The 26,495-nt window shown below is 71.1% G+C and carries 28 protein-coding genes; 13 read left to right on the top strand and 15 right to left on the bottom strand.

Translation table 11 applies throughout. The features are described 5' to 3' along the window. Nucleotides 1-68 precede the first annotated feature (68 nt). Complete coding sequence (locus C470_RS01010) at nucleotides 69-725, top strand: hypothetical protein (protein ID WP_004595619.1); 657 nt, start codon at nucleotides 69-71, stop codon at nucleotides 723-725. After that, complete coding sequence (locus C470_RS01005) at nucleotides 725-2,077, top strand: hypothetical protein (RefSeq protein WP_008364588.1); 1,353 nt, start codon at nucleotides 725-727, stop codon at nucleotides 2,075-2,077. Before C470_RS01010 ends, C470_RS01005 begins: the two co-directional genes overlap by 1 nt. Before the next feature lie 71 nt (nucleotides 2,078-2,148). Here C470_RS01005 and C470_RS15985 read toward each other — a convergent pair whose 3' ends face one another. Then, nucleotides 2,149-2,319, bottom strand: coding sequence for an HVO_0758 family zinc finger protein (locus tag C470_RS15985; protein ID WP_004595617.1), 171 nt, complete (start codon nucleotides 2,317-2,319; stop codon nucleotides 2,149-2,151). Between the two features lie 173 nt (nucleotides 2,320-2,492). Here C470_RS15985 and C470_RS01000 point away from each other — a divergent pair, with 173 nt between their 5' ends. The 3 genes from C470_RS01000 to C470_RS00990 all read left to right on the top strand — a co-directional run bounded on the left by C470_RS01000 (nucleotide 2,493) and on the right by C470_RS00990 (nucleotide 5,555). Then, on the top strand, nucleotides 2,493-3,677 hold the full coding sequence (locus C470_RS01000; RefSeq protein ID WP_008364586.1) for an MFS transporter: 1,185 nt from the start codon (nucleotides 2,493-2,495) through the stop codon (nucleotides 3,675-3,677). A gap of 137 nt (nucleotides 3,678-3,814) precedes the next feature. After that, a complete protein-coding gene (locus tag C470_RS00995) occupies nucleotides 3,815-4,999 on the top strand; it encodes a glycosyltransferase-like protein (protein ID WP_008364584.1) in 1,185 nt (394 codons plus the stop codon). Between the two features lies 1 nt (nucleotide 5,000). Then, a complete protein-coding gene (locus C470_RS00990; RefSeq protein WP_008364583.1) occupies nucleotides 5,001-5,555 on the top strand; it encodes a DUF7109 family protein in 555 nt (184 codons plus the stop codon). An 18-nt stretch (nucleotides 5,556-5,573) separates the two neighbouring features. On the opposite strand, the gene C470_RS00985 is transcribed toward C470_RS00990, so the two are convergent. From C470_RS00985 to C470_RS00975, 3 genes are all read right to left on the bottom strand, one after another. Beyond that, the gene (locus C470_RS00985; protein WP_007993020.1) at nucleotides 5,574-6,026 is read right to left on the bottom strand and encodes a DUF5804 family protein; all 453 of its coding nucleotides are present in this window, start codon (nucleotides 6,024-6,026) and stop codon (nucleotides 5,574-5,576) included. Between the two features lie 45 nt (nucleotides 6,027-6,071). Then, a complete protein-coding gene (locus C470_RS00980; RefSeq protein WP_008364581.1) occupies nucleotides 6,072-6,800 on the bottom strand; it encodes an SDR family NAD(P)-dependent oxidoreductase in 729 nt (242 codons plus the stop codon). A gap of 81 nt (nucleotides 6,801-6,881) precedes the next feature. Beyond that, entirely contained in the window at nucleotides 6,882-8,084 is a 1,203-nt protein-coding gene (locus C470_RS00975; RefSeq protein WP_008364579.1) for a methionine adenosyltransferase, read from the bottom strand. A gap of 179 nt (nucleotides 8,085-8,263) precedes the next feature. Between C470_RS00975 and C470_RS00970 the strand changes: the two genes are divergently transcribed. After that, complete coding sequence (locus tag C470_RS00970; RefSeq protein ID WP_008364577.1) at nucleotides 8,264-9,277, top strand: hypothetical protein; 1,014 nt, start codon at nucleotides 8,264-8,266, stop codon at nucleotides 9,275-9,277. Nucleotides 9,278-9,301: 24 nt separating this feature from the next. On the opposite strand, the gene C470_RS00965 is transcribed toward C470_RS00970, so the two are convergent. From C470_RS00965 to C470_RS00950, 4 genes are all read right to left on the bottom strand, one after another. Then, nucleotides 9,302-10,423 carry a pyridoxal phosphate-dependent aminotransferase gene (locus tag C470_RS00965; protein WP_008364575.1) on the bottom strand — a complete coding sequence of 374 codons (1,122 nt, stop codon included), beginning with the start codon at nucleotides 10,421-10,423 and terminating at the stop codon, nucleotides 9,302-9,304. Nucleotides 10,424-10,458: 35 nt separating this feature from the next. Further along, the gene (locus C470_RS00960) at nucleotides 10,459-11,475 is read right to left on the bottom strand and encodes a transcriptional regulator TbsP domain-containing protein (protein WP_004595608.1); all 1,017 of its coding nucleotides are present in this window, start codon (nucleotides 11,473-11,475) and stop codon (nucleotides 10,459-10,461) included. An 83-nt stretch (nucleotides 11,476-11,558) separates the two neighbouring features. After that, nucleotides 11,559-12,299, bottom strand: coding sequence for a tRNA (adenine-N1)-methyltransferase (locus C470_RS00955; RefSeq protein WP_004595607.1), 741 nt, complete (start codon nucleotides 12,297-12,299; stop codon nucleotides 11,559-11,561). Next, the gene (locus C470_RS00950) at nucleotides 12,296-12,712 is read right to left on the bottom strand and encodes a nascent polypeptide-associated complex protein (RefSeq protein ID WP_004595606.1); all 417 of its coding nucleotides are present in this window, start codon (nucleotides 12,710-12,712) and stop codon (nucleotides 12,296-12,298) included. The genes C470_RS00955 and C470_RS00950 overlap by 4 nt, the downstream gene beginning before the upstream one ends. 166 nt (nucleotides 12,713-12,878) lie before the next feature. Between C470_RS00950 and C470_RS00945 the strand changes: the two genes are divergently transcribed. Further along, nucleotides 12,879-13,664: a creatininase family protein gene (locus tag C470_RS00945; protein ID WP_008364574.1), complete on the top strand. Its 786-nt coding sequence runs from the start codon at nucleotides 12,879-12,881 to the stop codon at nucleotides 13,662-13,664. On the opposite strand, the gene C470_RS00940 is transcribed toward C470_RS00945, so the two are convergent. The 3 genes from C470_RS00940 to C470_RS00930 form a co-directional block, all read right to left on the bottom strand. Beyond that, on the bottom strand, nucleotides 13,661-14,371 hold the full coding sequence (locus C470_RS00940; RefSeq protein ID WP_008364573.1) for a 6-hydroxymethylpterin diphosphokinase MptE-like protein: 711 nt from the start codon (nucleotides 14,369-14,371) through the stop codon (nucleotides 13,661-13,663). The genes C470_RS00945 and C470_RS00940 overlap by 4 nt on opposite strands. Nucleotides 14,372-14,533: 162 nt before the next feature. Then, nucleotides 14,534-15,781 carry a dihydropteroate synthase gene (gene folP, locus C470_RS00935; RefSeq protein WP_193365825.1) on the bottom strand — a complete coding sequence of 416 codons (1,248 nt, stop codon included), beginning with the start codon at nucleotides 15,779-15,781 and terminating at the stop codon, nucleotides 14,534-14,536. A 598-nt stretch (nucleotides 15,782-16,379) separates the two neighbouring features. Continuing rightward, on the bottom strand, nucleotides 16,380-16,904 hold the full coding sequence (locus C470_RS00930; RefSeq protein WP_008364571.1) for a DUF192 domain-containing protein: 525 nt from the start codon (nucleotides 16,902-16,904) through the stop codon (nucleotides 16,380-16,382). Between the two features lie 113 nt (nucleotides 16,905-17,017). Between C470_RS00930 and C470_RS00925 the strand changes: the two genes are divergently transcribed. Genes C470_RS00925 through C470_RS00910 form a run of 4 tightly spaced genes read left to right on the top strand, consistent with a single transcriptional unit; the run spans nucleotide 17,018 to nucleotide 19,548 of the window. Further along, nucleotides 17,018-17,608 carry a hypothetical protein gene (locus C470_RS00925; RefSeq protein ID WP_008364570.1) on the top strand — a complete coding sequence of 197 codons (591 nt, stop codon included), beginning with the start codon at nucleotides 17,018-17,020 and terminating at the stop codon, nucleotides 17,606-17,608. Continuing rightward, the gene (locus tag C470_RS00920; protein ID WP_008364569.1) at nucleotides 17,605-18,450 is read left to right on the top strand and encodes an RNA methyltransferase; all 846 of its coding nucleotides are present in this window, start codon (nucleotides 17,605-17,607) and stop codon (nucleotides 18,448-18,450) included. The genes C470_RS00925 and C470_RS00920 overlap by 4 nt, the downstream gene beginning before the upstream one ends. Before the next feature lie 2 nt (nucleotides 18,451-18,452). After that, a complete protein-coding gene (locus C470_RS00915; RefSeq protein WP_008364568.1) occupies nucleotides 18,453-19,142 on the top strand; it encodes an AzlC family ABC transporter permease in 690 nt (229 codons plus the stop codon). A 49-nt stretch (nucleotides 19,143-19,191) separates the two neighbouring features. Continuing rightward, nucleotides 19,192-19,548 (top strand): AzlD domain-containing protein, encoded by a 357-nt coding sequence (locus tag C470_RS00910; protein ID WP_007344694.1) that lies wholly within the window; start codon nucleotides 19,192-19,194, stop codon nucleotides 19,546-19,548. Nucleotides 19,549-19,582: 34 nt separating this feature from the next. Here the strand turns inward: C470_RS00910 and C470_RS00905 are convergent, their stop codons facing one another. The 3 genes from C470_RS00905 to C470_RS00895 form a co-directional block, all read right to left on the bottom strand. Further along, a complete protein-coding gene (locus C470_RS00905) occupies nucleotides 19,583-19,951 on the bottom strand; it encodes a hypothetical protein (RefSeq protein WP_008364567.1) in 369 nt (122 codons plus the stop codon). A 55-nt stretch (nucleotides 19,952-20,006) separates the two neighbouring features. After that, nucleotides 20,007-20,339 carry a hypothetical protein gene (locus tag C470_RS00900; RefSeq protein WP_007993003.1) on the bottom strand — a complete coding sequence of 111 codons (333 nt, stop codon included), beginning with the start codon at nucleotides 20,337-20,339 and terminating at the stop codon, nucleotides 20,007-20,009. Nucleotides 20,340-20,401: 62 nt separating this feature from the next. Further along, nucleotides 20,402-22,333, bottom strand: coding sequence for an aldehyde ferredoxin oxidoreductase family protein (locus C470_RS00895; RefSeq protein ID WP_004595595.1), 1,932 nt, complete (start codon nucleotides 22,331-22,333; stop codon nucleotides 20,402-20,404). A 278-nt stretch (nucleotides 22,334-22,611) separates the two neighbouring features. Between C470_RS00895 and C470_RS00890 the strand changes: the two genes are divergently transcribed. Beyond that, nucleotides 22,612-23,085, top strand: a complete 474-nt coding sequence (locus C470_RS00890) for a hypothetical protein (protein WP_008364566.1) — start codon at nucleotides 22,612-22,614, stop codon at nucleotides 23,083-23,085. Between the two features lie 54 nt (nucleotides 23,086-23,139). Here the strand turns inward: C470_RS00890 and C470_RS00885 are convergent, their stop codons facing one another. Beyond that, the gene (locus C470_RS00885) at nucleotides 23,140-25,032 is read right to left on the bottom strand and encodes a bifunctional metallophosphatase/5'-nucleotidase (protein WP_008364565.1); all 1,893 of its coding nucleotides are present in this window, start codon (nucleotides 25,030-25,032) and stop codon (nucleotides 23,140-23,142) included. A gap of 245 nt (nucleotides 25,033-25,277) precedes the next feature. Between C470_RS00885 and C470_RS00880 the strand changes: the two genes are divergently transcribed. After that, nucleotides 25,278-26,372 carry an archaeosine biosynthesis radical SAM protein RaSEA gene (locus C470_RS00880; protein ID WP_004595592.1) on the top strand — a complete coding sequence of 365 codons (1,095 nt, stop codon included), beginning with the start codon at nucleotides 25,278-25,280 and terminating at the stop codon, nucleotides 26,370-26,372. Nucleotides 26,373-26,495: the final 123 nt, after the last annotated feature.

Here is a 26,495-nt window from a genome sequence, read left to right as displayed (position 1 = left end):
CGGAGCCGGCACCAGCGGCCGGACCGGCGGCCACAAGACGTTTGTCGGGACCCGTCGAAACCCGTCACATGGCCCCCACGCGACGAGCCCTCCTCGGGAGCGCCGCTCTCGGCGTCGTCGGCGCGCTCGCGGGCTGTTCTGGCGCGAGCGACTCGGAAGCGGAGTCCGCCCGACCGCAGACGAGAGGCACGGAGACGGACCCGACGGTGGTAAAGCCGCGGAACCCGGCCGGCGAGAGCGTCCTCCTCGACGGGAGCGAAGCGACCGACGAGAACGAGCCAGCCCGGATCGGCCGCGAACTCGTCACGAGCGCGGACCGAGCTGACGAGCTGTTGGTCGCCGAGGGCGTCTCCGACGCGGACCGCGAGCGGGTCCGGTCGTTCCTCGACGAGACGGACTACGACGCGGAGACGGTGTACGTCTCGCCGGCCGGTATCCTGTCCTGCCAGCGGCTGGAGATCCACTCGGTCTCGTGGCAGCCCGGGCGCGTCGAGTACGAGTACTGCCGCGAGCTAAGGCCGCCCGATAAGGCGTGCGAGGCCGGCACCAGGGTCACGCTGGCCCTGATCTTCCGGCTTCCCGCGGTGCTCGACGACCGGCTCCGGGGGTCCGGCTCCAGCGGACGGTCGCCGTGTCGGACGACGGACACCGAGTACGCGGTGATCGACGGGAACGCGACCGTGACCGGGAACGCCACGGCCGCCGACGAGTGGGGTGACTTCTGATGCCGCGACGGCTCACCCGGCGCGACGTGCTCGCGGCCGCCGGCGCCGTCGCGCTCGGCTCGCTCGCCGGGTGCTCCGGCAGGGGGAGCGGGCCGCGGTTCTGGGACGACCCGCCGTCGCTCGACGTCGAGGGCGTCCCGCGGGAGTTCGACCGGCCCGTCCCCGACCCGCCGCGGATCGTCCCCGTCGACGTCGAGCCCGCGGTCGCGGCGGCGTTCGCCGACCGGGTCGACCGGCTTCTCTCCTCGATTCCGGAGCCGCTGACCGGGGGGACGCTCCCGAACGGCGCGATCCGCGAGCAGATCGAGACGGAGCGGGCGGGGGCCCGCGAGGCGCTCCCGGAGTCCGACGAGGCGCTCCCGCCGTTGGAGGCGGCGGAGCGGTACGCTACCGCGCGGGACCGCGCCGCGACCGCCGCCGGCACGTGGGCGGCCGTGACCGTCGAGGGCGACCCGGAAGCGGTGACCGCCGGCATCGGGACGGTTCGGAACCGGGCGTTCGAGACGCTGGAGGAGCTGCCTGGCCCGGCGGCCGACCCAGTGGCGGGCGCCGCCGTCTACGGCCCGATCGAGCGCTGGTACGACGAGGCACGGCGACGGACGCTGGTCGGCAGCGGCCCGGCCGACCAGGCGAACCCGCTCCGGACCGGGGACGCGGCCGGCGAGGTCGAGCGCGTCCAGTCGCTGGTCGAGTCGGGGCGGTACCTCCGGGACCGGTACGCGGCGTCGCTCGCCGACCCGGAAGCGGTCGCCGAGCCGCTGCGTCGCGAGATGAACCGGCTCGGCCGCACGGTGGGCGACCGGCTCCGCGAGCTCCACGGCGAGGGCGTCGAGGACCTCCGACAGAACCCGGGCACGGATGCGTTCGTCGACGACCGGGCGGTCGCGCGCGGCGCGCCGAGCGCCGCCCTGCTGTCGAGCGCCGTCTACCGGAGCTTCGACGACATGTGGTTCGACCCGGTCGCGTTCGACGACTACGAGCCCGACGACCCGGCGACCGGGCTGACGCGGACCGCGCTCGCGTGGACGCGGCTCCGGGCGCTCGGCGACGTCGCCGACCGGGTCGAGGCGGGCGAGACGATGTTCCCCGAGGACGCGGCCGCGGTCGGCGCGGCGCGGACCGCGGCGGTCGAGTCGGCGGCGGCGCTCGCGGGGAGCGAGAACCCGCTGGCCCGGTGGCTGGCGACGCAGTTCCTCCCGCTGTTCGCGGAGCCGGACGGGGCGCTCGCGGCGGGCGACCGGAACGCGCGGTCGACGGTCGAGGCGTACACCCGGTACCGGTGGATCGAGACCGTCACGGGCGAGGCGCGGACGGTGGCGGCGTCGGTCGAGGACTCGTTCGAGGCGAATTGAGCGCGGCCGACCAGCGACGAATCGACCGCGACGGAAGAGAGGAGAGAGGGCGACGACGGGGGGTGACGGCGTCAGCGAAGCTCCTTGAACCGCGCGCCGCACTCCGGACAGATGCGGACCGAGAACACCTCGTCGGGGTCGTTCTCCTTTTTCAGCACCTGCTCGCAGTCGGCGCAGTTCAGCCGCTCGTAGGTGTCCTTCATCAGGTCGCCGTCGCGGAGCCCCTTGCGCGTGGATTTCATACCCGGGGTTTGTCGCCGGGGCGCATAAAAACCCTGTACGACATCGGTCTGACGAGTTCGCCGAAAGCGACGCCAAGAAGGGCGAGATGGGCGTCGACGGCGGCGGGCGGAGTGTCGAGTCACTGCCACGCCGCTTTCGCAACGCTTGTGTCCGGGCGCGCGGAATCGCCGCCGTGTCACGGACCAGGCTGTTCGGATCGCTTTGCGCGCTGGTCTTCCTCGTCAACTTCGCTCGCGTCGTGTTCGCCCCCCTCGTGGGCGAGTTCATCGACGCGTTCGGGATCCGCGAGGGGACCGCCGGGCTCATCGTCACGCTCGCGTGGCTCGGCTCGGCCGCCCCGCGCCTCCCGGCCGGCTGGGCGCTCACGCGCTTCACGCGGCGCAGCGTGATCGTCGTCTCCGGCGCGATGCTGACCGCGGGCGCGCTCGGCGTCGCCCTCGCGCCGAGCGTGCTCGCGCTGATGGTCGCCGCCTTCGCGGTCGGCCTGGCCTCCGGCGTCTACTTCGTCGCCGCGAACCCGTTCATCTCGGAGCTGTTCCCGCAGCGCGTCGGGCGCGTGATGGGCGTCCACGGCATGGCCAGCCAGCTCTCCGCGGTGATCGCCGCGCCCGCGGTCACCGTCGCGCTGTGGTACGACTGGCGGTACGCCTTCTACGCGCTGGCGCTCGCGGCGGCGGCCAGCACGATCCTCTTCGTCGCGCTCGCGAAGCGGACCGACCTCCCCGACGCCGGCGCGAGCGACACGGACTTCCTCGCGGCCGCCCGCGGCGAGTGGAAGCTGATCCTCGCCGGCGTCGTGCTGATGGGGCTCACGAGCTTCGTCTGGCAGGGCCTGTTCAACTTCTACGAGCTGTACATGATCGACAAGGGACTGGGACGGGCGACCGCGCGGAACCTCCTGACCGTGATCTTCGCGGCGGGCGTGCCCGCGTTCCTCGTGTCCGGTGACCTCGCGGACCGGCTCCCCCACGTGCCGTACCTGCTCGGCATCGTCACGGCGTTCGTCGGCGGGGTCGTCCTCGTCGTCGTCGCGGAGGGGCTGGCGGCGGTGATCGCCGCGAGCGTCGTCGTCGGCTTCGCCATTCACATGCTGTTCCCGGCCGGCGACACGTACCTGCTGGCGTCGCTGCCAGACGAGTCGCGCGCGTCGGCGTACGCGATGTTCTCGGCCGGAATGATGTCCACGCAGGCGGCCGGCTCGTGGGTCGTCGGGGAGGCCATCGAGGCGGGCGCGGGGTACGACGCCGTCTTCCTCGCGCTCGCGGGCGGCTTAGTGGTCCTCGTCGCCGCGTACGCGGCCCTGTACCGCCTCGGGCGCGTCCCCGGCGGTGCGGCGGGGGCGACGCGAGCGGCGTGACGCGGGAACGGTGACGGACCCGGGGAGCGTTGGACCCGAGGAGCGTTGGACCCGGGAAGCGAGGACTCGCGAGGGGCGTCCCGATCCGGTTGGTGGTACCGCACCTGTTTTGGGCGTCGCTCCCGTGTGATCGGTAAATGGAGTACGTTCAGGAGCGCGTGACGACCCTCCACGCGTTGACCGACCACCGGCCCGACGCCCCCACGGACCGCGCGGCGGTCGTCGTGCCGATGACCGAGCGCGAGTACGGGACGCTCGCGGCCGAGCGCGTGCTCTCGACGCTGGAGACGGTCGACCCGGCCCGCGTGATCGTGCCGCTGCGGGCCGCCGCCGACCGCGCGGGCCCGTTCGCGGAGTGGCTGGACGGGTTCGACCTCGACGTCGAGACGCTGTGGTGCGACGGCCCCCGGCTCGCCTCGCTGCTGGAGGCGCGGGGGCTCGACGGCGAGCGGGGCAAGGGCCGCGACGTGTGGCTCGCCCTGGGCCGCGCGCTCGACGAGGAGTTCGTCGTCGTCCACGACGCCGACACGAAGACCTACTCGCCGGCGTTCGTCAACCGACTCTTGTTCCCGCTGGGACAGGGGTACCGGTTCTCGAAGGGGTACTACGCCCGCGTCGAGGACGGGGCGCTGTACGGGCGGCTGTTCCGGCTGTTCTTTCGCCCGCTGGTCCGCGCGCTCGGCGACGCCGCGCCCGGTCGGATGCCAGACGTCCTGGAGTACCTCTCCGCGTTCCGCTACGCGCTCGCCGGCGAGTTCGCGGCGACGAGCGACCTCGTCTCCCGGCTCCGCGTCCAGCGCGGCTGGGGGCTGGAGGTCGGGACGCTCGGCGAGGCGTTCGGCCACGCCGGCTTCGCGGACAGCGCGCAGGTCGACCTGGGCCGGTACGAGCACGACCACCGCTCCGTCGAGGGGCCGACCGGCCTCGCCGACATGAGCCGGGCGGTCGGCGATGCGACGCTGCGGGCGGTCGAAGACGCCGGCGTCGACGTCGACTACGACGGCCTCGCCGAGCGGTACCGCGACGCCGCGGAGACGCTGACCGACGGCTACGCCGCCGACGCGGCGTTCAACGGGCTCTCGTACGACGCGGACGACGAGCGCTCGCAGGTGGCCACGTACGCCGAGGCGCTCGGCGAACCCGGCCCCGACACGCGGCTCCCGGCGTGGGAGGACGCTCCGGTCGACCCCGACGAGGTCCACGAGGCGGCGCGCGAGGATCTCGACGCGGTCCGCGGAGACGGGGCGACCGGCAGCGTCGACGCCGTCGGCGCCCGGCCGACCGACGACGGACAGGCGGAGCCCGCCCCGGGGGAGGACTGAGATGGCGGACGGAAGCGGGCCGAGCGTCGCCGCGCGCGACGACCTCGCCGGCGTCGTCGACCTCTTCGGGTGGCTCACCCGCGCCGAGCTCTCGAACGCGCTCTCGGAGCTGGCGTTCAAACAGCGGGCCGAGGTCGACGAGGACGCCATCGACGCCGCCATCGACCTCGCGGTCGCCGAGTACGCGCTCGTGCCGGCGCCGAGCGGGGCGCTCACCGGTGACGCGCCCGACGACGACGATGCCGCAGCGGACGGCGAGGCGGACCCCACCGCGGAATCGACCGCCCTCGCGGTCGGGCCGGCCGCGTTCCCGACGCTCCCGGAGGGGGCGGAAGACCTCCCGCACATCCTCGACGTGCCGGACCGCGAGGTCGACCGCGAGCCGCTCGCGGACGCGGTGCTCGACCGGCTCCGCGAGGAGGCGGTCGAGGCGATAAACAGAGGCGACGACGACCGCCTGGAGACGCTCGCGGACGTGACCTACGACGTGGAGGCGTGGGCGCCGGTCGACGTCGACCCGATCCGGACGCGGATCCTCGCGGAAGTCGACGAGTGACGGAGCGGGACCCCGCCCCTATCCGGAGAACTCCGACTCGCTCACGCGGACGACGACGGTCTCGTCGACGTCGCGGAGGTCGTATTCGGGCGTCTCGCCCTGTCGCCGTCGGACGAAGAGTGGCTCGACCGGCCGGCCGTCGACGAGCCCGAACACCTTCAGGCGCTGGTCGGTCTCCTCGGGTGGCACGTCGCCGTCGCGGACCTCGCGGGCGAGGTCCCGGGAGAGCCACTCGTCGGTCGCGACGGACGGCTCCAAGACGAGCGCCTCCTCGACGAAGCGGGCGAGGTACCAGTCGAGGTCGTTGAGGAGGGAGACGGCGGCGCCGAGGCTCACGGTGTCGACGGCGACGCTGTTCTCGAACGGCTCCTCGATGTCGTAGGTCGCGAGCGCGTCGCGAGCCGTCTCGCGAGAGAGCAGCTCGTAGGAGAGCTCCACGTCGGGGTCGCCGAGGAGACACACCCGCGTCACACCTCGGCGGTCACGGGGAGCGGTGAAATCGGTTGCGGTCGGTGACTACCAAGAGACCCGCTCGCGGTCCTTCCAGAGGTGTCCCGCGGGGCTCCCGGGCGCGAACCGCGCCAGCCAGACCGGCGTTTCGGCGCCCTTCGACGGCGGTCGCGGCGCCCCGTCGCCGCCCATGTCGGTCCGGACCCACCCGGGCGAGACGGCGTTCGCGATCAGGCCCCGATCGCCGTACTCGCCGTGTAAGTAGGCCGTCAGCCCGCCGACGCCGACCTTCGAGAGCCGGTAGGCCGGGTAGTCGCCGTCCATCTGTCCGCCGGTGAACCGCCCGAGTCCCGACGAGAGGGTCACGACGCGACCGCCGGGCCCGTCCAGGAGGAGCGGCAGCGCGTGCTTGGTCAGGACGACCGGACCGCGGAGGTTCACGGCCATCGTGCGGTCGAAGTCCGCGGTGTCCATCTCGTGGAGGGGGCCGGACCGAGCGAACACGCCCGCGTTGTTCACGAGGACGTCGAGCGAGCCCTGCTCGCGTTCGATTCGGTCGACCGCGGCGCGGACCTCCTCGTCGTCGGTCACGTCCAACCGGACCGCGTGCTGGTCCGCCGCGGTCACGTCGTCGGGGTCGCGCGCCCCGGCGTAGACGGTCGCGCCCAGGTCGGCGAGCTCCGCGGCGATTTCGGCGCCGATACCGCGCGTCGCGCCCGTGACGAGTGCCACGTCGTCGGTTAGGTCGGTCTTCAGGTCGACGTGCGTCGGGGTGTCAGCCGGAGCGTCTGCCATGCTGACCGGTACGGCGTCTCGGCAGTAGAAACCCGGGGGCGGTCCTCCTCGAACCGGCCGGCCGTTCCGACTATTCTGCGCTCAGAACGTCGAGACGTCGCCCTCGATGACGCTGCGGGTCACGTCCGTCACGTCAGCGAGCTCGCGGTCGACGATCTCGAGGACGTCCGCCTCGATGTCGTCGAGCGCGACGCCCTCCTCCGTGACGATCTGCGCGTCAGCGACGTGCGGCTCGTCGATCGGGCGGCCGATCTGGGAGAGCAGGCGGACCTGGAGGTCGCGGATGCCGTCGACCTCGCTCGTGACGGACTCGGCGACGCGGGTCGAGAGGAGATTGTAGATCTTCCCGATGTGGTTGACGGGGTTCTTCCCGGAGGTCGCCTCCATCGACATCGGGCGGTTCGGAGTGATGAGCCCGTTCGCGCGGTTGCCGCGGCCGACCGAGCCGTCGTCGCCCTGCTCGGCGGAGGTGCCGGTGACGGTGAGGTAGACGGAGCCCTCGTCGTAGTCGTCGGCGGTGTTGACGTCGACGTGGACCTCGCGGTCGGTGTACTCGCGGGCCAGGTCGTCCACGTACTCGCGGACGGACGCGACCGCGTCGTCGTACTCGTCGAGGCCGTCGACGTACGCGTCGACCATCGCGGCGGCGACGGTGATGTCGATCCGGTCGCCCTCGCGTTTGCCCATGATCTTCACGTCGGGGCCGAGCTCGGGGTGGTCGTCGTGGTACGTAGTGTTGAGCGCGCGCTCGGCCTCGTACACGATGGTCTCCGTCTCGGTGAGCGGGGCGTGACCGACGCCGAAGGAGGTGTCGTTGGCCATCGGGACCTCCTGGGTCTCCTCGCCGAAGACGTCCTGGAGGTCGCCGGAGCCCTCGCCGAGTTTCACGTCGACGACGACGTCAGTGCCGTACTCCAGCTCCGGGATCGCCTCGGAGAGGTAGTCGCGGGCGGCCGCGAGCGCGGTCGAATCGACGGGGAGCTGCTCGCCGTCGTACTCCTTCGTGGCGCGGCCGACGATGAGGATGTAGATGGGCTCGACGACCTCGCCGCCGCCGAACGCGGGGGCCGCGCGGCCGGCGACCAGCTGCGTCTCGTCGGTGTTGTAGTGGAGCACCTTGCCGACGCGGTCCAGGTAGAGCTGGGAGAGCGCCCGCGAGACGGACTCCGCGACCCCGTCGCAGATAGAGTCGGGGTGACCGATCCCCTTTCGCTCGACGATCTCGACCTCCTGGTCCTCGACCGCCTGCCGGTCGAGGCGGCTGACCTGTATGTTCCGGTCCATTACCGCCGGATACTCCGCGGGCGACGGTATAACTTGCGGAAACTCTTCGCCGACATCGAATAACCAATAGTAATCAATAACCCCGTCGGCGGACCCGCTCCGTCGGCGTCGGCCCCGGTGACTCAAGCCAGCGTTTGCGTCTCGGCAATACCTTTCAGTCGCCTGTCTGTACGGTCCGTATGGACCAACTCGCACCCTCTCGCCGTCGACTCCTCGCCGGCGCGCTCGCGGGCGGAATCGGCGCCGCCGCCGGCTGTCTCGGAACCGGAAGCGACGGCGACGCGGGCGACGGCGGCGGACCGGAGCTCAGGCTCTCGCTCTCGCGGGTCGACGGGTCGCTGCGCGACCGCTACGTTCGCAGCCGCGACGACCCGCCCGAGGAGTGGGACGAGGCGGCCCTCGACGCGGTTCTGGCCGGCGAGTCGTACGCGACCCAGCACCGGAGACCGTTCTTCGCGGGCCCCGACGACCCGGCGTACGTCCTCCGTGACGGCACCTACTACGAGCTCGGTTCCGTCGTCGTCGACGAGGTCGCCGAGACCTATCCGGTCCTCCGGCTCTTCGAGGTCGACGAGGGGTCCGGGAGCGACGACGGCGGGGAGTCGGCGGCCGACGCCGGCGACGAGGGGGACCTGCCGCAGGCCGACCAGCGTGCGGTCCACATCGCCCACTTTGCGGCCCGGGCCCGCGGGGACGTGGGCGGGTACCCCGTGGGGCTGGTCCAGCGGGGCGGCTACGCGTACCGTAACGGGACCGCCCGTGCGGAGAGCGCGCTGCTCGACGACGACGGCCCTGACCGCGTCACTTACAGAGACACCACCTACCGGGTCGAAATCGAACGAGAGCGGTTCCACGAGGCGGTGTACCGGCCGATCGCGGAGGCGGTCGCCGAGAGCCCGGAGCGGATGGAGACGATCCTCCGGGCGACGTTCGTCGGACCCAGAGTCGAGCGGGACGAGCTCTCCGACGAGGCCGACCGAATTCTCCGACGGGCGGTCGGAAACGAGTACGCCGAGACGCACCCGTACTCCGACGCGTACGTCGAGTTGCTCCGCGCCATCGACGCGCGGCCCTTCATCGACGGGAACGTTCGGAAAGACGCCGGCGTCCGCGAGAGCGAGGAGGATATGATCCGGTACGGGGACGAGTACTACGAGCGCTATCTCCGGATTTTGGACGAAGAGGAGAACTGAGGCACCAGGCGTTTCGAGCCCGCGTCAGCGGACCGCCTCGTACGCTTCGCCCATCACGTCGAGCGCCTCGCGGAGCTCGTCCTCGTCGGTCGCGTACGAGATCCGCGCGTGGCCGGCGCCGCCCTCGCCGAACGCCTCGCCGGGGACGACGACGACGCCGCGGTCGAGACACTCGTCGACGAACCCCTCCGGGACGCGCGGCATCGCGTAGAACGCTCCCTGCGGCGTCGGGCAGTCGATGCCGATGTCGTCGAAGCCGTCCAGCAGGATGTCGCGGCGGCGCTCGAAGGAGGCGGTCATCTCGTCGACGACGTCGCGGTCGCCGCGCAGCGCGGCCTCGGCGGCGTACTGCGCCGGCGCCGAGGCGCACGCCTGCGCGTACTGGTGGACGCGCAGCATGCGCTCGACGCGCTCCTCGGCGCCGTACACCCAGCCGAGCCGCCAGCCGGTCATCGAGAACAGCTTCGAGGCGGAGTTGACGACGACGACGTTGTCCGTCTCGGCGAACTCGATCGGCGAGCGGTGCTCGCCGTCGAACACCGTGTACTCGTACACCTCGTCCGAGATACAGAGTACGTCGTGCTCGTCGGCGATGCGCGCCAACTCGCGCACGTCCGCCTCGGAGGAGACCGCGCCCGTGGGGTTGCCCGGCGAGTTCACGACGAACGCCGCCGTGTCCTCGGTGATGGCGTCCTCGACCGCGGCCGGGTCGATGGTGAGGTCGTCGCGCAACGGCACGGGGACCGGCTCGCCGCCGGTCAGCTTCGTCAGGGCGTCGTAGGAGACGAACCCGGGGTCGGGAATCAGCACCTCGTCGCCGGCGTCGACGTGGGCCTCGAGGGCGACGTGAAGCGCCTCGCTGCCGCCCGCGGTCGCGATGACGTTCCCGGGGTCGAGGTCGATCCCCTGGTCGGCGCGATGCTTCTCAGCGATGGCCTCCCGAAGCGACCGGGTTCCCTTGTTCTCGGTGTAGGCGTCGGCCTTCCCGGACTCGATGGCGTCGACCGCGGCCCGCCGGGCGTGGTCCGGCGTCGGGAAGTCGGGCTGGCCGAGCCCGAGGTTGATCGCGTCGTCGCCGGCCGCCTCGAACACCTCGCGGATCCCGCTTATCGAGATCCGCTCGACCCTGTCGGAGAACGTCGTCATACCTGTGAGGGAGCGCCGCCGCGAGTTAGTTCTTGTCACCACCGACGCCGCTCCCAGACCGGCCGCCGCCCCTCGCGGCTCGCGTCGTCTCGGATCCGCCCGTCGGCGTCGGTCGGCAGCGCGAACCGCCCACGGAGGACGCTCGGCACCTCCTCGGCGCGGGCGCGCAACAGCGCGTCGTCGACCGCGCGGAGGCGGAGCATCGGCCGCCCCGGCCCCATCGGCACCTTGATCGACTCGATCAGCTCCCGACCGACGAGGGCCTGCCGGTCGCCGGTGAACTCCTGTGCCGGGGCGATCCCGACGCCGTCGGTCCCGACCCACGTCCGCAGATCCCGGAAGAGGTGGTCGTGTCGCGCCGCGAGCGCGACGAGGAGCGTCCGGTCCGACACCTCCGTCGTGCGGCCGAACTCGCCGGGGTCGAGCGACGCCAGCAGGGCCGCCAGGTCGTCCGCGAACCGGTCGTCGAGGACCTCGCGCGCGTCGGCGAGCAGCCGAGTCCTCGAGGGCATCTCGACGGGCGCCGCCGACGCCGCGTCGAACCGCGACTCGGCGGTCGCGCGGGCGCCGTCGACCGCCTCCGCATCCGTGTCGGTCGCCTCCGGATCGGTATCCGTCGCCGTCGTCGCGAGCGTCCGGTCCCCGCAGGGGCCGACGACGGCGTCGACGCGCTCGGGGCTCGCGAACAGCGTCCCGCCCGTCCCGTGCCCGAGCGGCTCGCCGGTCCGGATCCGGATTTCGCCGTTCTCGACCGCCTCGGCGACCGCGGTGCCGAGGACGAGCGCCCGTGAGAGCGCGTCGACGACGCCGGGGCGGCACGCGATCCGCCACGGCGGGCCCGAGGAGCGCTCGCGAGCGGCGAGCACCGCGGGGAGCAGCCGGATCGGCACGCCGACCGCGACGACGGCCGACCGCCCCGCCAGCGCTGTCTCGACCGCATCGGCGAGCGCGTCGGCGGGACGCGGGAGGACGTCCGCGACCTCGGAGGCCTCGCCGAAGCCGTCGCTCGCGCCGTCGGCGTCGGTCCCGATACCGACGTCGTCCGCGGTCACACCGATCGGTGACTGCCGCGATCCGAAAGAGCGTTGCGCCGGTCTCGGCAGCCGTTTCGGGAAAATCGGTAGCGGCGCCGAACTCAGGGCGCCCGCGCGAACACGAGGTACCCCGTGTGGCCCACGCCGGCGGTGGAGGGGCGCGAGCCGCGGTCGGAGAAGTCCATCTCGCGCTGGATCGTCTCCAGCGTCTCGACCTCGTCGAATCCGGCGTCGCGGGCCGCGAGGGCGGCCTCGCGGGTCCCCTCGACGAACGGGGAGTAGACGGCGAGGCGGCCGCCGGGCGCGAGCAGGTCGTCCGCGCGCTCGACCACGGCCGGCGCGTCGCCGGTGTCGAGCGTCAGGGCGTCGAACGGCTCGCCCTCCGCGAGCGCGTCGAGCTCCTCGGTGAGGTCGCCGGTCCGGACCTCGACGCGGTCGGCGACGCCCGCGGTCCGCATGTTGTCGCGGGCGACCTCGGCGAACTCGGCGTCGACCTCGTAGGTGGTCACGTCGGCGCCGGCCCGGCCGAGGTACGCGGCGAGGATGCCCGTGCCGGTGCCGGCGTCGAGGACGCGGTCGCCGCCGGACGCGCCGGTGTGACCCATCACGAGCCCCACGTCGCGCGGCATCATCGGCGCGCCGGTGCGTTCGAGGTGGTTGAACAGGTCGGGGCCGCGGAGCGCGCGGACCTCGAAGACGGTGCCGAGGTGGGTCTCGACCTCGTCGCCGGCCGCGACATCCTCGGGGACCTCGATCACGCCGAGGTCGGTGCCGAACTCCTCGCCGGGCTCCAGCAGGTACTCGCGGTCCTCGTGGACGAGCAGGTACGCGGCGTCCGTCACTGCAGGTCCGAGATCGCTCGCGCGGGCTCGCCGTTGGCCGCCTCCAGCGCCTCGCGGGCGGCCTCCTTCGAGACGCCCGCCTGCTGGGCGACCAGTTTCACGTCCTCCTCCGGGATGCCGTCGTCGCCGTCGTCGCTCGCGTCGTCGAGCGCGGGGTCGTCCGCGTCGCCGCCCTCGACCGCGGCAGCGCCGCCGGCGCCCGCGTCGGCCACCTCGTCGGGAGAGCCGACGATCTGGTAGGTCTCCTGGCCCTGGGCGTCCATCTTGGTCACCTGGGCGCCGTCGAAGACGAGGTCGTCGCCGTCGGCCGTCTCGATGACGACCCGCTCGGCGTCGAGCTCCTCGACGTCGATCCCCATCTGTTTCATCATCTGTTTCATCTTCCGCGGGTTCATGCCGCCGCCTCCGAACATGGTCCTCGGTTCGGCCGGACGACACAAAAAGGGTGTCGACACGGGGCGCAGGGCCGGCGCGGCGACGAGGCGCGGCGCGCTCGATCCCGGCGGCGCCCGCCCACCCGATCCCGGCGAGCCCGACCGAGACGACGGGGTTGATACGTGTCGCGCGCGAGGCGGAGGTATGTACTTCGCGGACCACACCTGGCCGGAGTTGGGCGACGCGCTGTCCCCCGGTTCCGTCGCGCTCGTCCCGCTCGGCTCGACCGAACAGCACGGCCCGCACCTCCCGCTCGCGACCGATCACCTGATCGCCGAGGGGCTCGCGACGGCGGCCGCCGAGCGGTCGGACGCGTTCCGAACGCCGACGATCAACGTCGGCGTCAGCCCGCACCACCGGCAGTTCCCGGGGACGATGTGGGTCGACCCGCCCGAGTTCCGCGACTACGTGGAGTCGTTCTCGCGGAACCTCGCGTACCACGGCATCGACCGCGTGGTGTTCGTCAACGCCCACGGCGGCAACGTCCAGCACCTCCGGGAGGTCGGCCGCCGCCTCCACGAGGACGAGATCGCCTACGCCGTCGAGTGGATGTGGGACGAGTCGATCCCGGAGCTGGTCGACGACCTCTTCGAGCGCAACGGCCCCCACGCCGGGCCGAAGGAGACCGCGATGGTCACCCACCTCGCGCCCGACCTCGTCCGCGAGGACCGGCTCGAAGACGCCCGCGACGGCGGCCTCGTCGACCTCGAGAGCGCCGACACGATGGTCCACGGCGCGCGGACGTTCTACGACGCGGTCGAGAACTCCGCGAACGGCGCGTTCGGCGACCCGACCGACGTGACTCCGGAGAAGAGCGAGCGGCTGTTCGAGGCCGCCGCGGACCAGCTCGTCCAGCTGGCGGAGTGGATCGGCGAGCGCGACGAGGCGGAGCTGTTCCCGGAACCCCGGGTCGAGCGGGAGTCGACTTAGTCGTCGAACCGGTCACCGAGGGCTTCTCGAAGCGCGGCGTCGACCGCCTCGCGCCGACCGTCGAGGACCGCGAACGCCTCGCCGCGGCGGCGTTCGAGCCAGCGCAGCAGGCGGCCGGCCCAGTCGAGCTTTCGGGCCTTCATCGGGTCGACATCGGGGTCGTCGAAGTTCCACCCGGGGAAGATTAGTTCGCCGGCCCCGACGTGGTCGGCGAGGAACGCGGCGCGGTCACCGTCGGTGAACCCGCCGGTGTTCCGGACCGGGCCGACGGGAGCCGCCTGCGTCGTCGCCAGCGTCCACTCGTCGGCGAACCGGGGGAGCCAGTCGCGGACCGCCGGAATGTTGTCGCCGTGGGCGTGGGCGACGACGGGCACGCCCTCGCGAGTCAGCTCCGCTGCTGTCTCCGGGTTCTTGTCGAGGTCGGTCACCATACAGTCGACGGCGACGCCGCGGTCGGCGAGGACGTCGGCGGCGGTCGAGGCCGCGACGACGACGTCGGCGTCGCGGGCGAGCGAGACCTCGTCGGCGAGACAGGGCGCCGCGCCCGCGACGGCGACCGTCGCGCCCGACCAGTCGCCGAGGCGGTCGAGCGGGAACGGCGTCGCGAGGTCGGCGGCGACGTCGCGGGCGCGCTCGTCGGCCGCGCGGTCGAACCCGAAGTCGGCGAGGATCGCCTCGTAGACGGGCTCGAAGGTGTCGAAGTTCACGGGCGGACCACGCTCCGGGAACCCGTCGCGCCGGGCGCAGAACAGCGCCGCCGCTCGCCGGGCGAATTATGGTATGGACCGGAGTGGCACAGAGTACCCCTACCCGCGTGCCCCTCCGGCGTCCGGTCGATCGGTTGTCTACACGAGGGCATAAACTTTCTCTTAACTCACGTGGTGGTCGATACCCGCGAGCGCGGCGTCGAGCGGGTCGGAAACGTCAGATACGGCCTCTCGGACCGACTCGATCGCGGCGGGCGTCCCGATCAGGAGTCCGCGGCGGTCTCCGCCGGGTTCCTCCCCTCCGGTGCCGCCGTCGGTCGCCGACGGGGGCGACGGCGACGCAGCGCGGTTGGGATCGCCCAGCGCGAACGCGGCGCCGCTCGCGTCGCCGCCGACCGTCGCGGCGCGCAGGGCGCCGACCGCCGCGTCGCCGAGGCCGGAGAGCTCGTAGGTGCGGACGACCGCGTTGCCGGCCGCGTCGCGGTCGCCCTGCGTCGCTTCCGCCGCGCCGATCCGGTCGAGGTGCCGTTCGGCCTCGCGGACCGTCGTCACGTCGAGCTCCTCGACGGCGACGGCGCCCGAGTCCCCGCCGGAGTGGCGGTCGCGGGCGAACTCGGCGCCGACGAGCGCGGCGTCGCGCGTCTCCGCCACGTCGTGGGTACGGATCACGTGGGCGCCGCGCTCGACCGCCATCGACGTGGCGGCGAGCGAGACCGGGAGCGCCTCCTCGGTGCTGCGACCGGCGATGGTCTTGAGGAAGCTCTTGCGGTTGATCGAGACGAGTAGCGGGCGGCCGTAGCCGCGGAACTCGCGCAGGCGGTGAAACGTCTCCCGGTCGTCGTCGTGGGTCTTCGCCGCGGACCAGCCGCCGAACGCGGGGTCGAGGATGGTCTTGTCGGTGAAGCCGTTCATCGAGAGCGCCTCGTAGATGTCGTCCACGTCCTCGATCGCTCCCGGCCGCTCCAAGTCGGGCGGCGAGGCCATCTTCGAGACGGCGACGTCGTGCTCGCGGCAGACGCGGGGCATCTCCGGGTCCGCGAACCCGCAGATGTCGTTGACCATGTCGAAGCCGCGCGAGAGCGCCTCGTCGGCGACCTCGTGGTAGCGCGTCTCGATCGACCAGACGGCGTCGCCCGAGGTGGATTCGAGGGTCTCGATCGCGGTGTCGAGCCGATCGAGCTCCTGTTCGGCGGAGAGCACGTCGAGGTCCTTGTTGGCCGATTCGAGGCCAACGTCGACGATGTCGGCGCCCTCGCCGATCAGTTCCTCGTCGACGTACGCGGCGGCCTCGCCGGGGTCGTCGTACACGCTGGGGTCGTACGGCGACTCCTCGGAGACGTTGAGCACGCCCATAATCCGGGGCGGGTGATCGTCGCCGATTCCCAGCCCCGCAGCGTCCACGTTTCGCATACGATTACCACGGGCGCGAGCGACATAAACGGGGCGAGTACCCGACGCGCTCGCCGGGGAACGAGTCGCATATCTATTTATAAATGATCGGCGGTGCGGTGGCGCGTGCCGATGAGCGCCCGACAGGGCGCGAGTCGCACGCGCGAGGGAGTCGGGCGCTCCGAGGGCGACCGAAGAGAGCCCGAAGGACGCGTCCGACGAGGCTGGGGAGGTGTGAGGTGCGGTTGCTGTGCGGTCGGGCGGGACTCAAAGGGGCAGCCGCGAGGACGGCGCAGACGACGTAAGCACCGCAGGAACGAGCGCAGCGAGTGACGAGGAGCGCAACGAGTGTGCGCCNCAAAGGGGCAGCCGCGAGGACGGCGCAGACGACGTAAGCACCGCAGGAACGAGCGCAGCGAGTGACGAGGAGCGCAACGAGTGTGCGCCGTCCTCGCGGCTGGGGCTTTGAAGGTATTCGCCGTCGATCCGTCACCAGCCATTTATATACAAGCGGCTGGGCTTTGGCGGTGCTCGCCGTCGATCCGTTACCAGCTATTTATAAACAAGCGGCCGGAGGTGTGACTGCGTTCGCCGTCGATCCACACACCGGGGAGTTCATTTATAAATCGAACCGGAGCGAGTCGCCGACTTCGACGCCGTGGCGGTCGGTCCACTCGTAGGGGACCTCGAGCACGTACTGGCCGGATCCGTCATACTGTTGCTCCTCGCCGTCCTCGTTCGGTCCCGGTTCGGGCGCGTTGTGGATCCGGACGATCTCCCGGTCGCCGTCGACGAAGACGATGTCGATGCCGAAGCTCATCCGACGCATCACGTACGTCAGGCTCCCTCGGGGCGCGTCGTAGACGAACAGCATCCCGCCGTCCTCGGGCAGCGCCTCGGCGTCGCTGAGCCCGAGGAGACGCTCGTCGCCGTCGTCCGCGATCGCCGCGGTCACCGAGCCCCGCTCCTCGCCCTCGGGACTCTCGACGGTCACGGTCGTCGTCTCGTAGTCGGCGTACGTCCCAGACGGCCACTCGATGTCGGCGCCGCCGGTCCCGTCGCCCGTGTCGCCGCCCCCGAGGCAGCCCGCCGCGGCACCCGCGGTCGCGACGGCAGCCAGTCCGAGCAGCCGACGGCGTCTCATGCTCGCACCGAGGCGGTTCGTGGAGTTAAAGGACCGGCTCCTCGCGTGACGTCGCGGCCGTCCTCGTGCCGGGAAGGACGCGCTTTTATCGCCGCCGGAGCGTAGCCTACGACATGGCGAAAGTGAGCATCGGCCTCCGCGGATGGCGCTTCGAGGAGGACGAGATATTCACCGACGACGAGGAACTGAAGCCCCTCGACGAGATTCCGGAGGATCCCCGGGAGCGACTCGTGCGGCTCGTCAGCCTCGTCGAGGAGCCCTGCGACGTCTGTTACCTCGACTACGGCGAGGAGGAGATCAACCGCTGTAACCAGGCGGAGATCGTGTACGGTGAGCCGGAGGGCGAGGTGCTCCTCTGTCCCGAACACGAGCCGGATCTGCTCTACTGGTTCCGCGAGGAAGGCGGCAGCGAGTACAAGGGGTCGGTCGAGTTCGCCGACCGCTTCCACGAGTGGGTCGCCGCCGGCAACGAGGCCCCCGAGGGGTACGCCTCCGTCGAGCACGTCGAGGAGGACCCGGCCGGGCTCCCGGACCTCCCCGACCAGCAGGAGGTCCAAGAGCGGCTCGAAGCCGACTTCGAGGGCGAGCGGATCGACATCCTCGAACTCGCCGGCCAGGAGGAGCGCGACGGCGAGGAGATCACCGAAGCGGAGCTCGCGGACTCCGACCTCGACCTCTCGGCCGACTACCCGTCGGACCGATGAGCGGCGGCGAAGCGGACGGCACGGCGGAGACCGACGCGGCCGAGGGTCGGACCGAGGACGCCGCGAGCGGGCGGCAAAAGCCCGTGGTCGTCGTCGTCGAGCCCGAGACGCCGGGCAACGTCGGCACCATCGCGCGAGCGATGAAGAACTTCGGGCTCTCCGACCTCAAGCTCGTGGATCCCCCCGAACTGGAGGAGGACGGCGAGGCGTACGGCTTCGCCGGTCACGCCCGCGAAGACGTGCTCCCGAACGCCGAGGAGGTCACCTTCGACGAGGTCGTCGCGAACTACCACACGGTCGGCACCACCGCGATCACCGGCGAGGACGACCGCAGCCACGAGCGCTTTCCGTTCAAGACGCCCGCCGAACTCCGCGAGTCGCTGAAGACGGTGGACGCGCCCACCGCCATCGTCTTCGGCCGTGAGGGACGCGGGCTCAACAACGAGGAGCTCTCGCGGCTCGACGAGGTGTGTTCGATCCCGGCCGACGACGACTACCCCGTCCTGAACCTCGGGCAGGCCGCGACCGTGCTCCTCTACGAGCTCCGCGACCTCACCGTCGACGAGACGCAGCTGCCCGACACCGAGGTGACTCGCGCCCCGGAGGCCGACGTCGAGCGCTTCCACGAGTTCTTCGACGAGTTCCTCGCGGCGACGGGCCAGCGCGACCACGTCCGCGAGAAGAACGCGCTGCTGATGCGTCGGCTGCTCGGCCGCGCGCACCCGACGGAACGCGAGGTCCACTCGCTGCTCGGCACCTTCCGGAAGGCGAACGCGAAGCTGGAGCACGCCGACCACCTCGCGGCGAAGTACGACGAGCCGCCGTATCCGACGGAGCAGTAACCGTGCGCGGCCCCGCCCTCGACGAGGACCTGCTGGCCGGCGTGCGCGACGTGTCGCCGCTACTACTCGGCGTCGCTCCGTTCGCGCTCGTCGCCGGTATCGCGACGGTCGACGCCGGGCTCGGGCTGGCCGAGGCGGTCGGGATGTCAGTGATCGTGTTCGCGGGCGCCTCCCAGCTCGCCGCGCTGGAGCTGCTCGGCGAGAACGCGCCCCTCGCGGTCGTCGTCGGCACGGCCGTCGTGATCAACCTCCGAATGCTGATGTACTCGGCCTCCATCGCGCCGCACTTCGCGGAGTACGGGCGCCGACTCCGCGCGGGGCTCGCGTACCTGCTCACCGACCAGGCGTACGCGCTCTCCGTCGCCGAGTTCGACGAGAACCCGGACCGCAGCCGGTGGCGCTACTACCTCGGCGCGGCCGCGTCGCTGTGGATCGTCTGGCAGGTCGGGACGGTCGCGGGCGTCGTTCTCGGCGCCGGCGTCCCCGACGCGTGGGGGCTCACCTTCGCGGTGCCGCTCGTGTTCCTCGCGCTCCTCGTCCCCGCGATGAAGGACCGGCCCACCACCGTCGCGGGCGGCGCGGGCGGCGCGGTCGCCGTCGTCGCCGCCGGGCTCCCGCTCAACCTCGGACTGCTCGTCGGCGCGCTGTGCGGGATCGCGGCCGGCCTGGTGACGGAGGTGACGGCGTCGTGACGGACGGTCCGCCCCCGGCGGCCGTCCCCGACGCGGGGGTGACGGCGTCGTGACCGACGCGCTCGCCGGGCTTGTCGCCTCGCCGCGCGCCTGGGTCGCCATCGTCGTCATCGGCGTCCTCACCTACGGGATCCGGCTCTCCTTCATCCACCTGTTCGGCCGGATCGACGGGGTCCCGACGCGCCTCCAGCGGCCACTTCGGTACGTCCCGCCGGCCGTCCTCGCGGCGCTCGTCCTCCCCGATCTGGTGACGCTCGGGCCGTCAGTCACCGCGACCCTCCTCGACGAGCGGCTGATCGCGGGCGCCGTCGCCGGCGCGGTCGCGTGGCGGACGGAGAACGTGTTCGCGACCATCGCGACCGGAATGGTCACGCTGTGGCTGTTCCGGTTCGTCGTGTTCGCGTGAGCGGTGCGAGGTGCGCGGCGCTCGGGGCGTCCAGTCAGTCGAACCGGTCCGGCCGTCGCCTCGCCAGCGCGAAGGCGACGACGCCGACGAGGAGGGCCACGGCGAGCGCGCGCTCGACGCTCACGACTCCGCGGACCGACGAAATCGCGTACGAGGCGGCCGCGAGGGCGACGACGGCGTAGCCGGCCGCGGCGACGCCGAGCAGCGCGGGGCGAGCGCCCGGATTCTTCCAGAGGCGGAGCCACGTCGCCGCCGCGGACGCGGCGCCGACGAGGACCCCGACCGGGAGCCCGACGAGCGCGGAAAACTCGATCGAGGCCGCGAGCAGTCCCGTGACGCCGGCGGCCGCGAGGAGGAACGCGGTCACGCCGACGCCGAGGGTCGCGACGAGTCGCCAGTTCATACTCCCGAGTCGCTGCGAGGGGGCTTAAACGGATCCGGCGGCCGGAGCGGCTTCGTCAGCGCTCCCGTTCGGTCGCGCGCTCCGCGGGAGCCTCGCGCGAGTCTGAAGCGTCGCGGTCGACGGGGCGGTCGAACCGGGAGCGGTCCTCGGCCTCGCGCTCGCGGGCGGCGGCGATCCGCTGGGCACCGTCGGCCAGCGAATCGAGCGCCGCGAGCAGGCGGTACGAGAGGTACGGACCGACCGAGAGCACGAGGACGACCCAGACGCCGAACAGGATCTGACCGACGATCACGAGGGAGTAGACGAACACGAACAGGCTCAGGGCCGCGAGAACGGCGCCGACCGGCGTGCGGAGGGCTTCGGAGGGCGAAAGCGGGTCGTGCGACATGGCCGGTGCTTCCGACGCGAGACACTTAAAAATAAACGGAGAGCCGTCGGCCGGAAAGGCCCTCAGTCGTCGGCCGGAGCCGCGGAGTCGCCGGCGGAGACGCCGGTGCCGGGCCCGATGTCGATGCCGAGCGCCTCAAGCTTCTCGTCGGGGACGACGCCGTCGACCCAGTCGCGGGTCTCGTAGTACTCGGCCTTCAGCTGGTCGAGTTCGACGAGCTCGCCCTCGCTGGCGCCCGTGCCGGGGATGGCGTCCGGGTGCCCCTCGATGAACCGGTTCGGCAGCGTGTCGTCCGCGCCGTCGAAGCCGGCGAGGTTGTTGAAGTAGCGCTCGAGGTTGTACACGCGCTCGCCGGCCTCGAACAGCTCGTCCTCCGAGAGGTCGCGGCCGGTCATGCCGTTGTACTGGAGCACGTACTCCTCGATCCCCTCCGCGAACGCGCTGAACTTGCAGATGTCGAACGAGTCCGACACCGCGTGTAGGTCCTGGAAGGTGGCGGTGAGCTCGCCTTTGCCCTCCCACTCGTACGGGTCGACCTTCTCCGGGATGCCGAGGATCTCGGCGGCCGGCGTGTACCCGCGCAGGTGGCAGGCGCCGCGGTTGGAGGTCGCGTACGCGATCCCCATGCCCTTCATGCAGCGCGGGTCGTAGGCGGCCATCGTCTGGCCCTTTACGGAGAGCTTGTTGCCGTGCGCGTCCTTCGCGTCGGCGACGCGCTCGGGGCCCTCCGCGAGGAGGTCGCCGAGGTCGCTGGAGCGGTGGCCGATCTCCTCGATGAGGTCGATCATCGTCTCGGAGTCGCCCCAGTCGAGGTGGCCGACGCCCTCGAGTTTGCCCTCCTCGCTCATCTCCATCGCCATCGCCATCATGTTGCCGGCCTCGATGGTGTCGATGCCGAGGTCGTTACACCGGTCGAGCATGACCGCGATCTCGTCGCGGTCGTCGTGCCCGGAGTTCGGGCCGAGCGCCCACGCGGACTCGTACTCGTACGACTCCATGCGGACGTTCAGGTCCTCGCCCTTGTGGGTCACGTCGACCTCGACCTCCTTCTTGCACGCCACCGGACAGGAGTGACACGTCGGCTCGTCGACGAGGATGTTCTCGCGGACGTTCTCGCCGGAGACGCGCTCGGCCTGAACGTCGACGCCGTCGGTCTCGCTGTACGCCTCCGTCGAGGTGTGTTTCGCGTTCTTCGTCGGGAGCCCGTCCATCTCCTCGGTCGCGTTCATCAGGACGTTCGTCCCGTACATCGAGAGCCCGCCCTCGTTGGGCGCGGTGACGTCGGACTCGCGGATGACCTCCATCGCCTGCTGGTAGCCCTCCTGGAACGTCTCCGGGTCGGCGGGCTTGGGCATGTCGGTGCCCGATTTCACCACGACCGCCTTCACGTTCTTCGAGCCCATCACGGCGCCGGTGCCGCCGCGGCCCGAGGCGCGGTCGTCCTCGTTGATGACGCAGCCGTAGCGCACCTCGTTCTCGCCGCCCTGGCCGATCGCCATCACGGAGACGTCGCGGCCGACCTTCCCGTCGACCTCCTCGCCGAGCTGGTCGATGGTGTCGTGGACGCCCTGTCCCCAGAGGTGGGAGGCGTCGCGTACCTCGACGTCGCCGTCCTCGACGAACAGGTAAACCGGCTCGTCGCTCGCGCCGTCGAGCAGGATGCCGTCGAGCCCGGCCCACTTGAGCCGCGCGCCGGACCAGCCGCCGTGGTGCGAGTCGGTGACGGTCCCCGTCAGCGGGGACTTCGTCACCAGGGCGATCCGACCGCTCATCACGGTCTGGGTGCCCGTGAGCGGACCCGTCATGAACGCCAGTCGGTTCTCCGGTCCGAGCGGGTCCACGTCGGGACCCTTGTCGAAGACGTACTTGACGCCGAGCCCGCGCGCGCCGATGTACTTCTCCGCGTCGTCGTCGTCGATCCCGCGGTAGCTGACCTCGCCACCGCCGAGATCGACCTGTGCCACACGGTCTCTGTAGCCGCCCATTTCAGTCATGTAATGCTCGTTCATTATAGAGGGACCACAGCGTGTTAGTTGTTCACCTCTGAACGCAACTGGTACCGGTTACTAAACGGGGCGTGTCGTCCGCTCGATGTTTATAACCAGGACGCCCGTCCGACGCGGAAATACTCGGAGACAGCGGCGGGGTGCGAACGGCTCACAGCGCCCGGCAGCGGCGTGGTGTGAACGACCGGTTTCGGTCGGTATCGCGGGTCAGCCGCCGAATCTCCCGTAGTCGCAGCCCATAATTGGCGGCGAGACAAAGCGCGACCGTGACCGACCGAGACGGGCGGCCGCGGGCGCCCGGGAGCGGTCCGGAGCCGACCGGCCGCGACCGGACGAGGGCCCTCGGGTTCGCGGTCGTCGTGTTCGTCGGATCGATGGTGCCGGTTCCGTCGTCGTCCGGCGGGGACAGCGACGCGCTTGGCGGCGCGCTCGGCGCTCTCCTCGACGTCCTCCCCGCCGGGATCGGTCTCACGGGTCCGTTTCACCTCGTCGGCTACGCCGTGCTCGCCGCCCTGCTCGTTCCGGTGACTCGGGAGTTCCGATTTGGCCCGCTCCTCGCGGCGGCCGCCGCGGTCGCGTTCGGGTTCGGGATCGAACTCGTCCAAGCCCCGATCCCGTGGCGCTCGTTCGCGTGGGGCGACGCCGCCGTCAACGCGGGCGGCGCGGTGATCGGAGCGGCGGTCGCGGTCGTTCGCGGCCGCGGGCCGGCGTCGGCGAGCGATCGCGAGGTCGAGCGTTGACCCCTCCGGCGTCGGCGAGCCGGGAGTGTCGCCGAACCGGGCGCGTCGCCGGCGTCAGCGTCCCGGCGGACCGGCGCGACCGCGACCGCGACCGCGGCGCCGCACGGTCGCCGTCACGTCGGCGTTCAGCCGCGAACGCTCGAAGTAGATCTGCTCGTACTCGCTGGACTCGTACTCGGCGTAGAGGTTCAGCGGGACCTCGTCGCCGTCGTCGGCGTCCTCGATAGTGTCCGCCAAGTCGCCGTCGTCGACCCGGACGACGAGAGTCTCGTCCTCCTCGTCGAAGACGACCTTCTCCGCGTCGAGGTGCTCACCGTCGGTCGTCCACACGGCGACGGTGTCCTCGGCGACCGACTCGACGTCGTCGGGCGCGTCGAACTGCGCGACCACCTTGCCGTTCCCGTCGACGGTGACGGCGGCGTCGGGGAGGTCGCGGTCGACGCGCTGCATGCGTCCCTCGACGGTCGGGGCGATGGTATCTTTCTCCTCTAAGTAGTTCACGACCGTCGTCGCCTGGAGTTCGCCGGTGTCCTCGACGGGCTTGTCGTCGAGCGGGTAGCCGCTCCCGCCGTTCGCGATGTAGCTGTTGACGGCCACCTCGTAGGTCTCGTCGGGGTCGAGCGGCTCGCCGCCGACGTACACGTCGCGGACCAGTTCGTCGGCGTCCTCGTGGGGGACCCACTCGAAGCGCACGCCGCTGGTCTGCTGGGAGATCTCCTCGCCGAAGTTCTGTCCGGTCTCGCTCTCCAGCGTGACGACCTGGCTCTCCAGCGTCTCGACGAGCTCCTCGCCCGTGAGCTCGAGCGAGACAACCGTGTTCGGGAACGGAAGCGTGTTGAAGATGTCTCCGCCGGTGATCTCGCCGGGGCCGTACACCGAGTCGGAGCGGATTCCGCCGGCGTTCGTGATCGCGACGTCGGCGTCGACGCGCTCGCGCATCGCGTCGGTGACCACGTTTCCGTAGTTCGTCTCGCGGTGGTAATTCGACCCGAACGTGGCGTCGAGCGGCGTCTCCGTCTCCACCACCGGCGAGTCGAGGCTCACCTCTCCGCGGTACTCGGCGATGATGTCGGACGCGGTGGGGTCCTTCTCGATGTCCTCGGTGACCTCGATCAGCTGCCCGTCGAACGCGGTGACCTCGCCGCCTTCGATCGTCAGTTCGATCTCGCTGAGGTAGAGCGCGCGCGCTCGCGCCTCCGAGACGATCGACCCGTCGACCGCCTCGGGCGGATAGAACTGCTCGTCGTCGCCGACGACGACCACGTCGATGTCGTCGTCCGTGTCGGCCTCGGCGAGGGCCTCGGCGTCGCCGATGCCGGTGTGCGCGAGCGCGACGACGACGTCGACGCCCTCCTCATCCTTGAGTCGCTTCGCCTCCGCGGGGCCGGTTTCGGTGTAGTCTTCGAGGGTGATGCCCTCCGCCTCGAAGTCGATGTTCGTCTTCCCGTACGTCGCGCCGTCGTCGACGAGCCCGATGATCCCGACGCTGACGCCGCCGCGCTCGACGATATTGGTGGATTCCGTGCCGTCGAACGCCTCGCCCGTCTCGCTGTCGACGAGGTTCGTGGCGAGCCACGGGAACTCGGAATCGGCCGTCACCTCCGAGATTGGGTCGAGCCCGTAGTCGAACTCGTGGTTCCCGATCACGTCGGCGTCCGGTCCGACCTCGTTGAGCACGTCCACCGGCGCGCGCCACTGCGAGATCGGGCTGAGCGCGTGCGGTCCCACCTCGTCGCCGCCGCCGACCACGACGACCGGGCCGTCGGCCGCCGCCCGGCGCTGTTCGATGAGCGTCACCAGCCGCGGGAAGTTCTTGTCCTCCGCTGCGGCAGTCTGGATGTCATTGTAGGACAGAAGGGTCAGCGTCGTCGACCCGTCGCCGTCAGCGGCCGTCGCCGACCCGGAAACGAGCGACCCGCCGAGTACGATTCCACCCGCTCGCAGCACGTCACGCCGTCCGTAGTCACGGTCCCGTGACATCGATTTCTTCCACTTAGCGGTGTTTATAAAATCTTTCTATAAACTGGTATATATTTATCATGATAGGACCTCTTGGGAAGGGTTCTCGAACGATCGGCCGGGACCGCGACCAGAGGCGATGACGAGGCGGTAATCCGAGACGACGGGCCGGCGGTATCGGTACGTCCCCCGATGACGACACCGCTTTACGCGCTCGCCCGCTTCCCCCGACAATGAGCAAGCCGAGCCCCGACGCGTACGAGCAGGGGCGCGGGATGGACGCGCACAACGCCGTGATGCGCGACATCCGCGCCGAGCGCTCGGAGACGTACGACCCGACGGAGCCCACCCGCGTCTGGATCGACGAGGACAACACGCCCGACGGCGTGGTGAACTCCCTCACGATCATCTTAAACACCGGCGGCTGCCGGTGGGCCCGCGCCGGCGGCTGCACGATGTGCGGCTACGTCGCCGAGTCCGTCGAAGGCGGCAGCGTCGCCCACGAGGACCTCATGACGCAGATCGACGCGTGCCTCGACCACGAGTCGGAGGAGGCGGACGAGCCGGCCGAGCTGATCAAGATCTACACCTCCGGCTCCTTCCTCGACGAGCGCGAGGTGCCGGCGGAGACCCGGCGAGCGATCGCCGAGACGTTCGCGGACCGGGACCGGATCGTCGTCGAGTCGCTGCCGGACTTCGTCGACCGCGAGAAGATCGCCGACTTCGCGGACCACGGCATCGCAACCGACGTGGCGGTCGGGCTGGAGACCGCGACGGACCGCGTCCGCCACGACTGCGTGAACAAGTACTTCGACTTCGCCGACTTCGAGGACGCCTGCGCCGAGGCGGCCGCGGCCGACGGCGAGTTCGCCGCGGACGTGGGGATCAAGGCGTACCTCCTGCTGAAGCCGCCCTTCCTCGCGGAGCCGGAGGCGGCCGCCGACATGATCGACTCGATCCGGCGCTGCGCCGACGTCGACGGCTGTCACACCGTCTCGATGAACCCGACCAACGTCCAGCGGTACACGATGGTCGACGAGCTGTTCTTCGAGGGCGGGTACCGCCCGCCGTGGCTCTGGTCGGTCGCGCACGTGCTGGAGGAGACCGCCGACGTCGACGCCATCGTCGTCTCCGACCCCGTCGGCCACGGCTCCGACCGCGGGGCGCACAACTGCGGCGAGTGCGACGACCGCGTCCAGACCGCGATCAAGGACTTCGACAAGCGGCAGGACCCGAGCGTCTTCGACCAGGTGTCCTGCGAGTGCGAGGCCACCTGGGAGTACGTGATGGCCGAAGAGACGAGCTACAACATGCCGCTCGCGCGGTAGTTCGAGGAACGGGCGGACGCCTCGCCGGGCGGTCAGGTCGGGGCGAGCGATGGGATACCGCCGAACGATGGTGACGTTTCCCGATCAGTATTTTTCTGAGTTGGAGAATGATCGATCTATTAT

This window comes from Halorubrum distributum JCM 13561, from assembly GCF_000337395.1.
Classification (GTDB): Archaea; Halobacteriota; Halobacteria; order Halobacteriales; family Haloferacaceae; genus Halorubrum; species Halorubrum distributum.
This window is presented reverse-complemented; position numbering and strand designations above follow the sequence as displayed.

Bases quoted from the DNA above. Each gene is read 5' to 3' on its own strand.
- C470_RS01010 (WP_004595619.1), top strand. From the start codon at position 69: ATGGCCCCCACGCGACGAGCCCTCCTCGGGAGCGCCGCTCTCGGCGTC.
- C470_RS01005 (WP_008364588.1), top strand. From the start codon at position 725: ATGCCGCGACGGCTCACCCGGCGCGACGTGCTCGCGGCCGCCGGCGCC.
- C470_RS15985 (WP_004595617.1), bottom strand. From the start codon at position 2,319: ATGAAATCCACGCGCAAGGGGCTCCGCGACGGCGACCTGATGAAGGAC.
- C470_RS00995 (WP_008364584.1), top strand. From the start codon at position 3,815: ATGGAGTACGTTCAGGAGCGCGTGACGACCCTCCACGCGTTGACCGAC.
- C470_RS00990 (WP_008364583.1), top strand. From the start codon at position 5,001: ATGGCGGACGGAAGCGGGCCGAGCGTCGCCGCGCGCGACGACCTCGCC.
- C470_RS00980 (WP_008364581.1), bottom strand. From the start codon at position 6,800: ATGGCAGACGCTCCGGCTGACACCCCGACGCACGTCGACCTGAAGACC.
- C470_RS00975 (WP_008364579.1), bottom strand. From the start codon at position 8,084: ATGGACCGGAACATACAGGTCAGCCGCCTCGACCGGCAGGCGGTCGAG.
- C470_RS00970 (WP_008364577.1), top strand. From the start codon at position 8,264: ATGGACCAACTCGCACCCTCTCGCCGTCGACTCCTCGCCGGCGCGCTC.
- C470_RS00965 (WP_008364575.1), bottom strand. From the start codon at position 10,423: ATGACGACGTTCTCCGACAGGGTCGAGCGGATCTCGATAAGCGGGATC.
- C470_RS00950 (WP_004595606.1), bottom strand. From the start codon at position 12,712: ATGTTCGGAGGCGGCGGCATGAACCCGCGGAAGATGAAACAGATGATG.
- C470_RS00945 (WP_008364574.1), top strand. From the start codon at position 12,879: ATGTACTTCGCGGACCACACCTGGCCGGAGTTGGGCGACGCGCTGTCC.
- folP (WP_193365825.1), bottom strand. From the start codon at position 15,781: ATGCGAAACGTGGACGCTGCGGGGCTGGGAATCGGCGACGATCACCCG.
- C470_RS00930 (WP_008364571.1), bottom strand. From the start codon at position 16,904: ATGAGACGCCGTCGGCTGCTCGGACTGGCTGCCGTCGCGACCGCGGGT.
- C470_RS00925 (WP_008364570.1), top strand. From the start codon at position 17,018: ATGGCGAAAGTGAGCATCGGCCTCCGCGGATGGCGCTTCGAGGAGGAC.
- C470_RS00920 (WP_008364569.1), top strand. From the start codon at position 17,605: ATGAGCGGCGGCGAAGCGGACGGCACGGCGGAGACCGACGCGGCCGAG.
- C470_RS00905 (WP_008364567.1), bottom strand. From the start codon at position 19,951: ATGAACTGGCGACTCGTCGCGACCCTCGGCGTCGGCGTGACCGCGTTC.
- C470_RS00900 (WP_007993003.1), bottom strand. From the start codon at position 20,339: ATGTCGCACGACCCGCTTTCGCCCTCCGAAGCCCTCCGCACGCCGGTC.
- C470_RS00895 (WP_004595595.1), bottom strand. From the start codon at position 22,333: ATGACTGAAATGGGCGGCTACAGAGACCGTGTGGCACAGGTCGATCTC.
- C470_RS00880 (WP_004595592.1), top strand. From the start codon at position 25,278: ATGAGCAAGCCGAGCCCCGACGCGTACGAGCAGGGGCGCGGGATGGAC.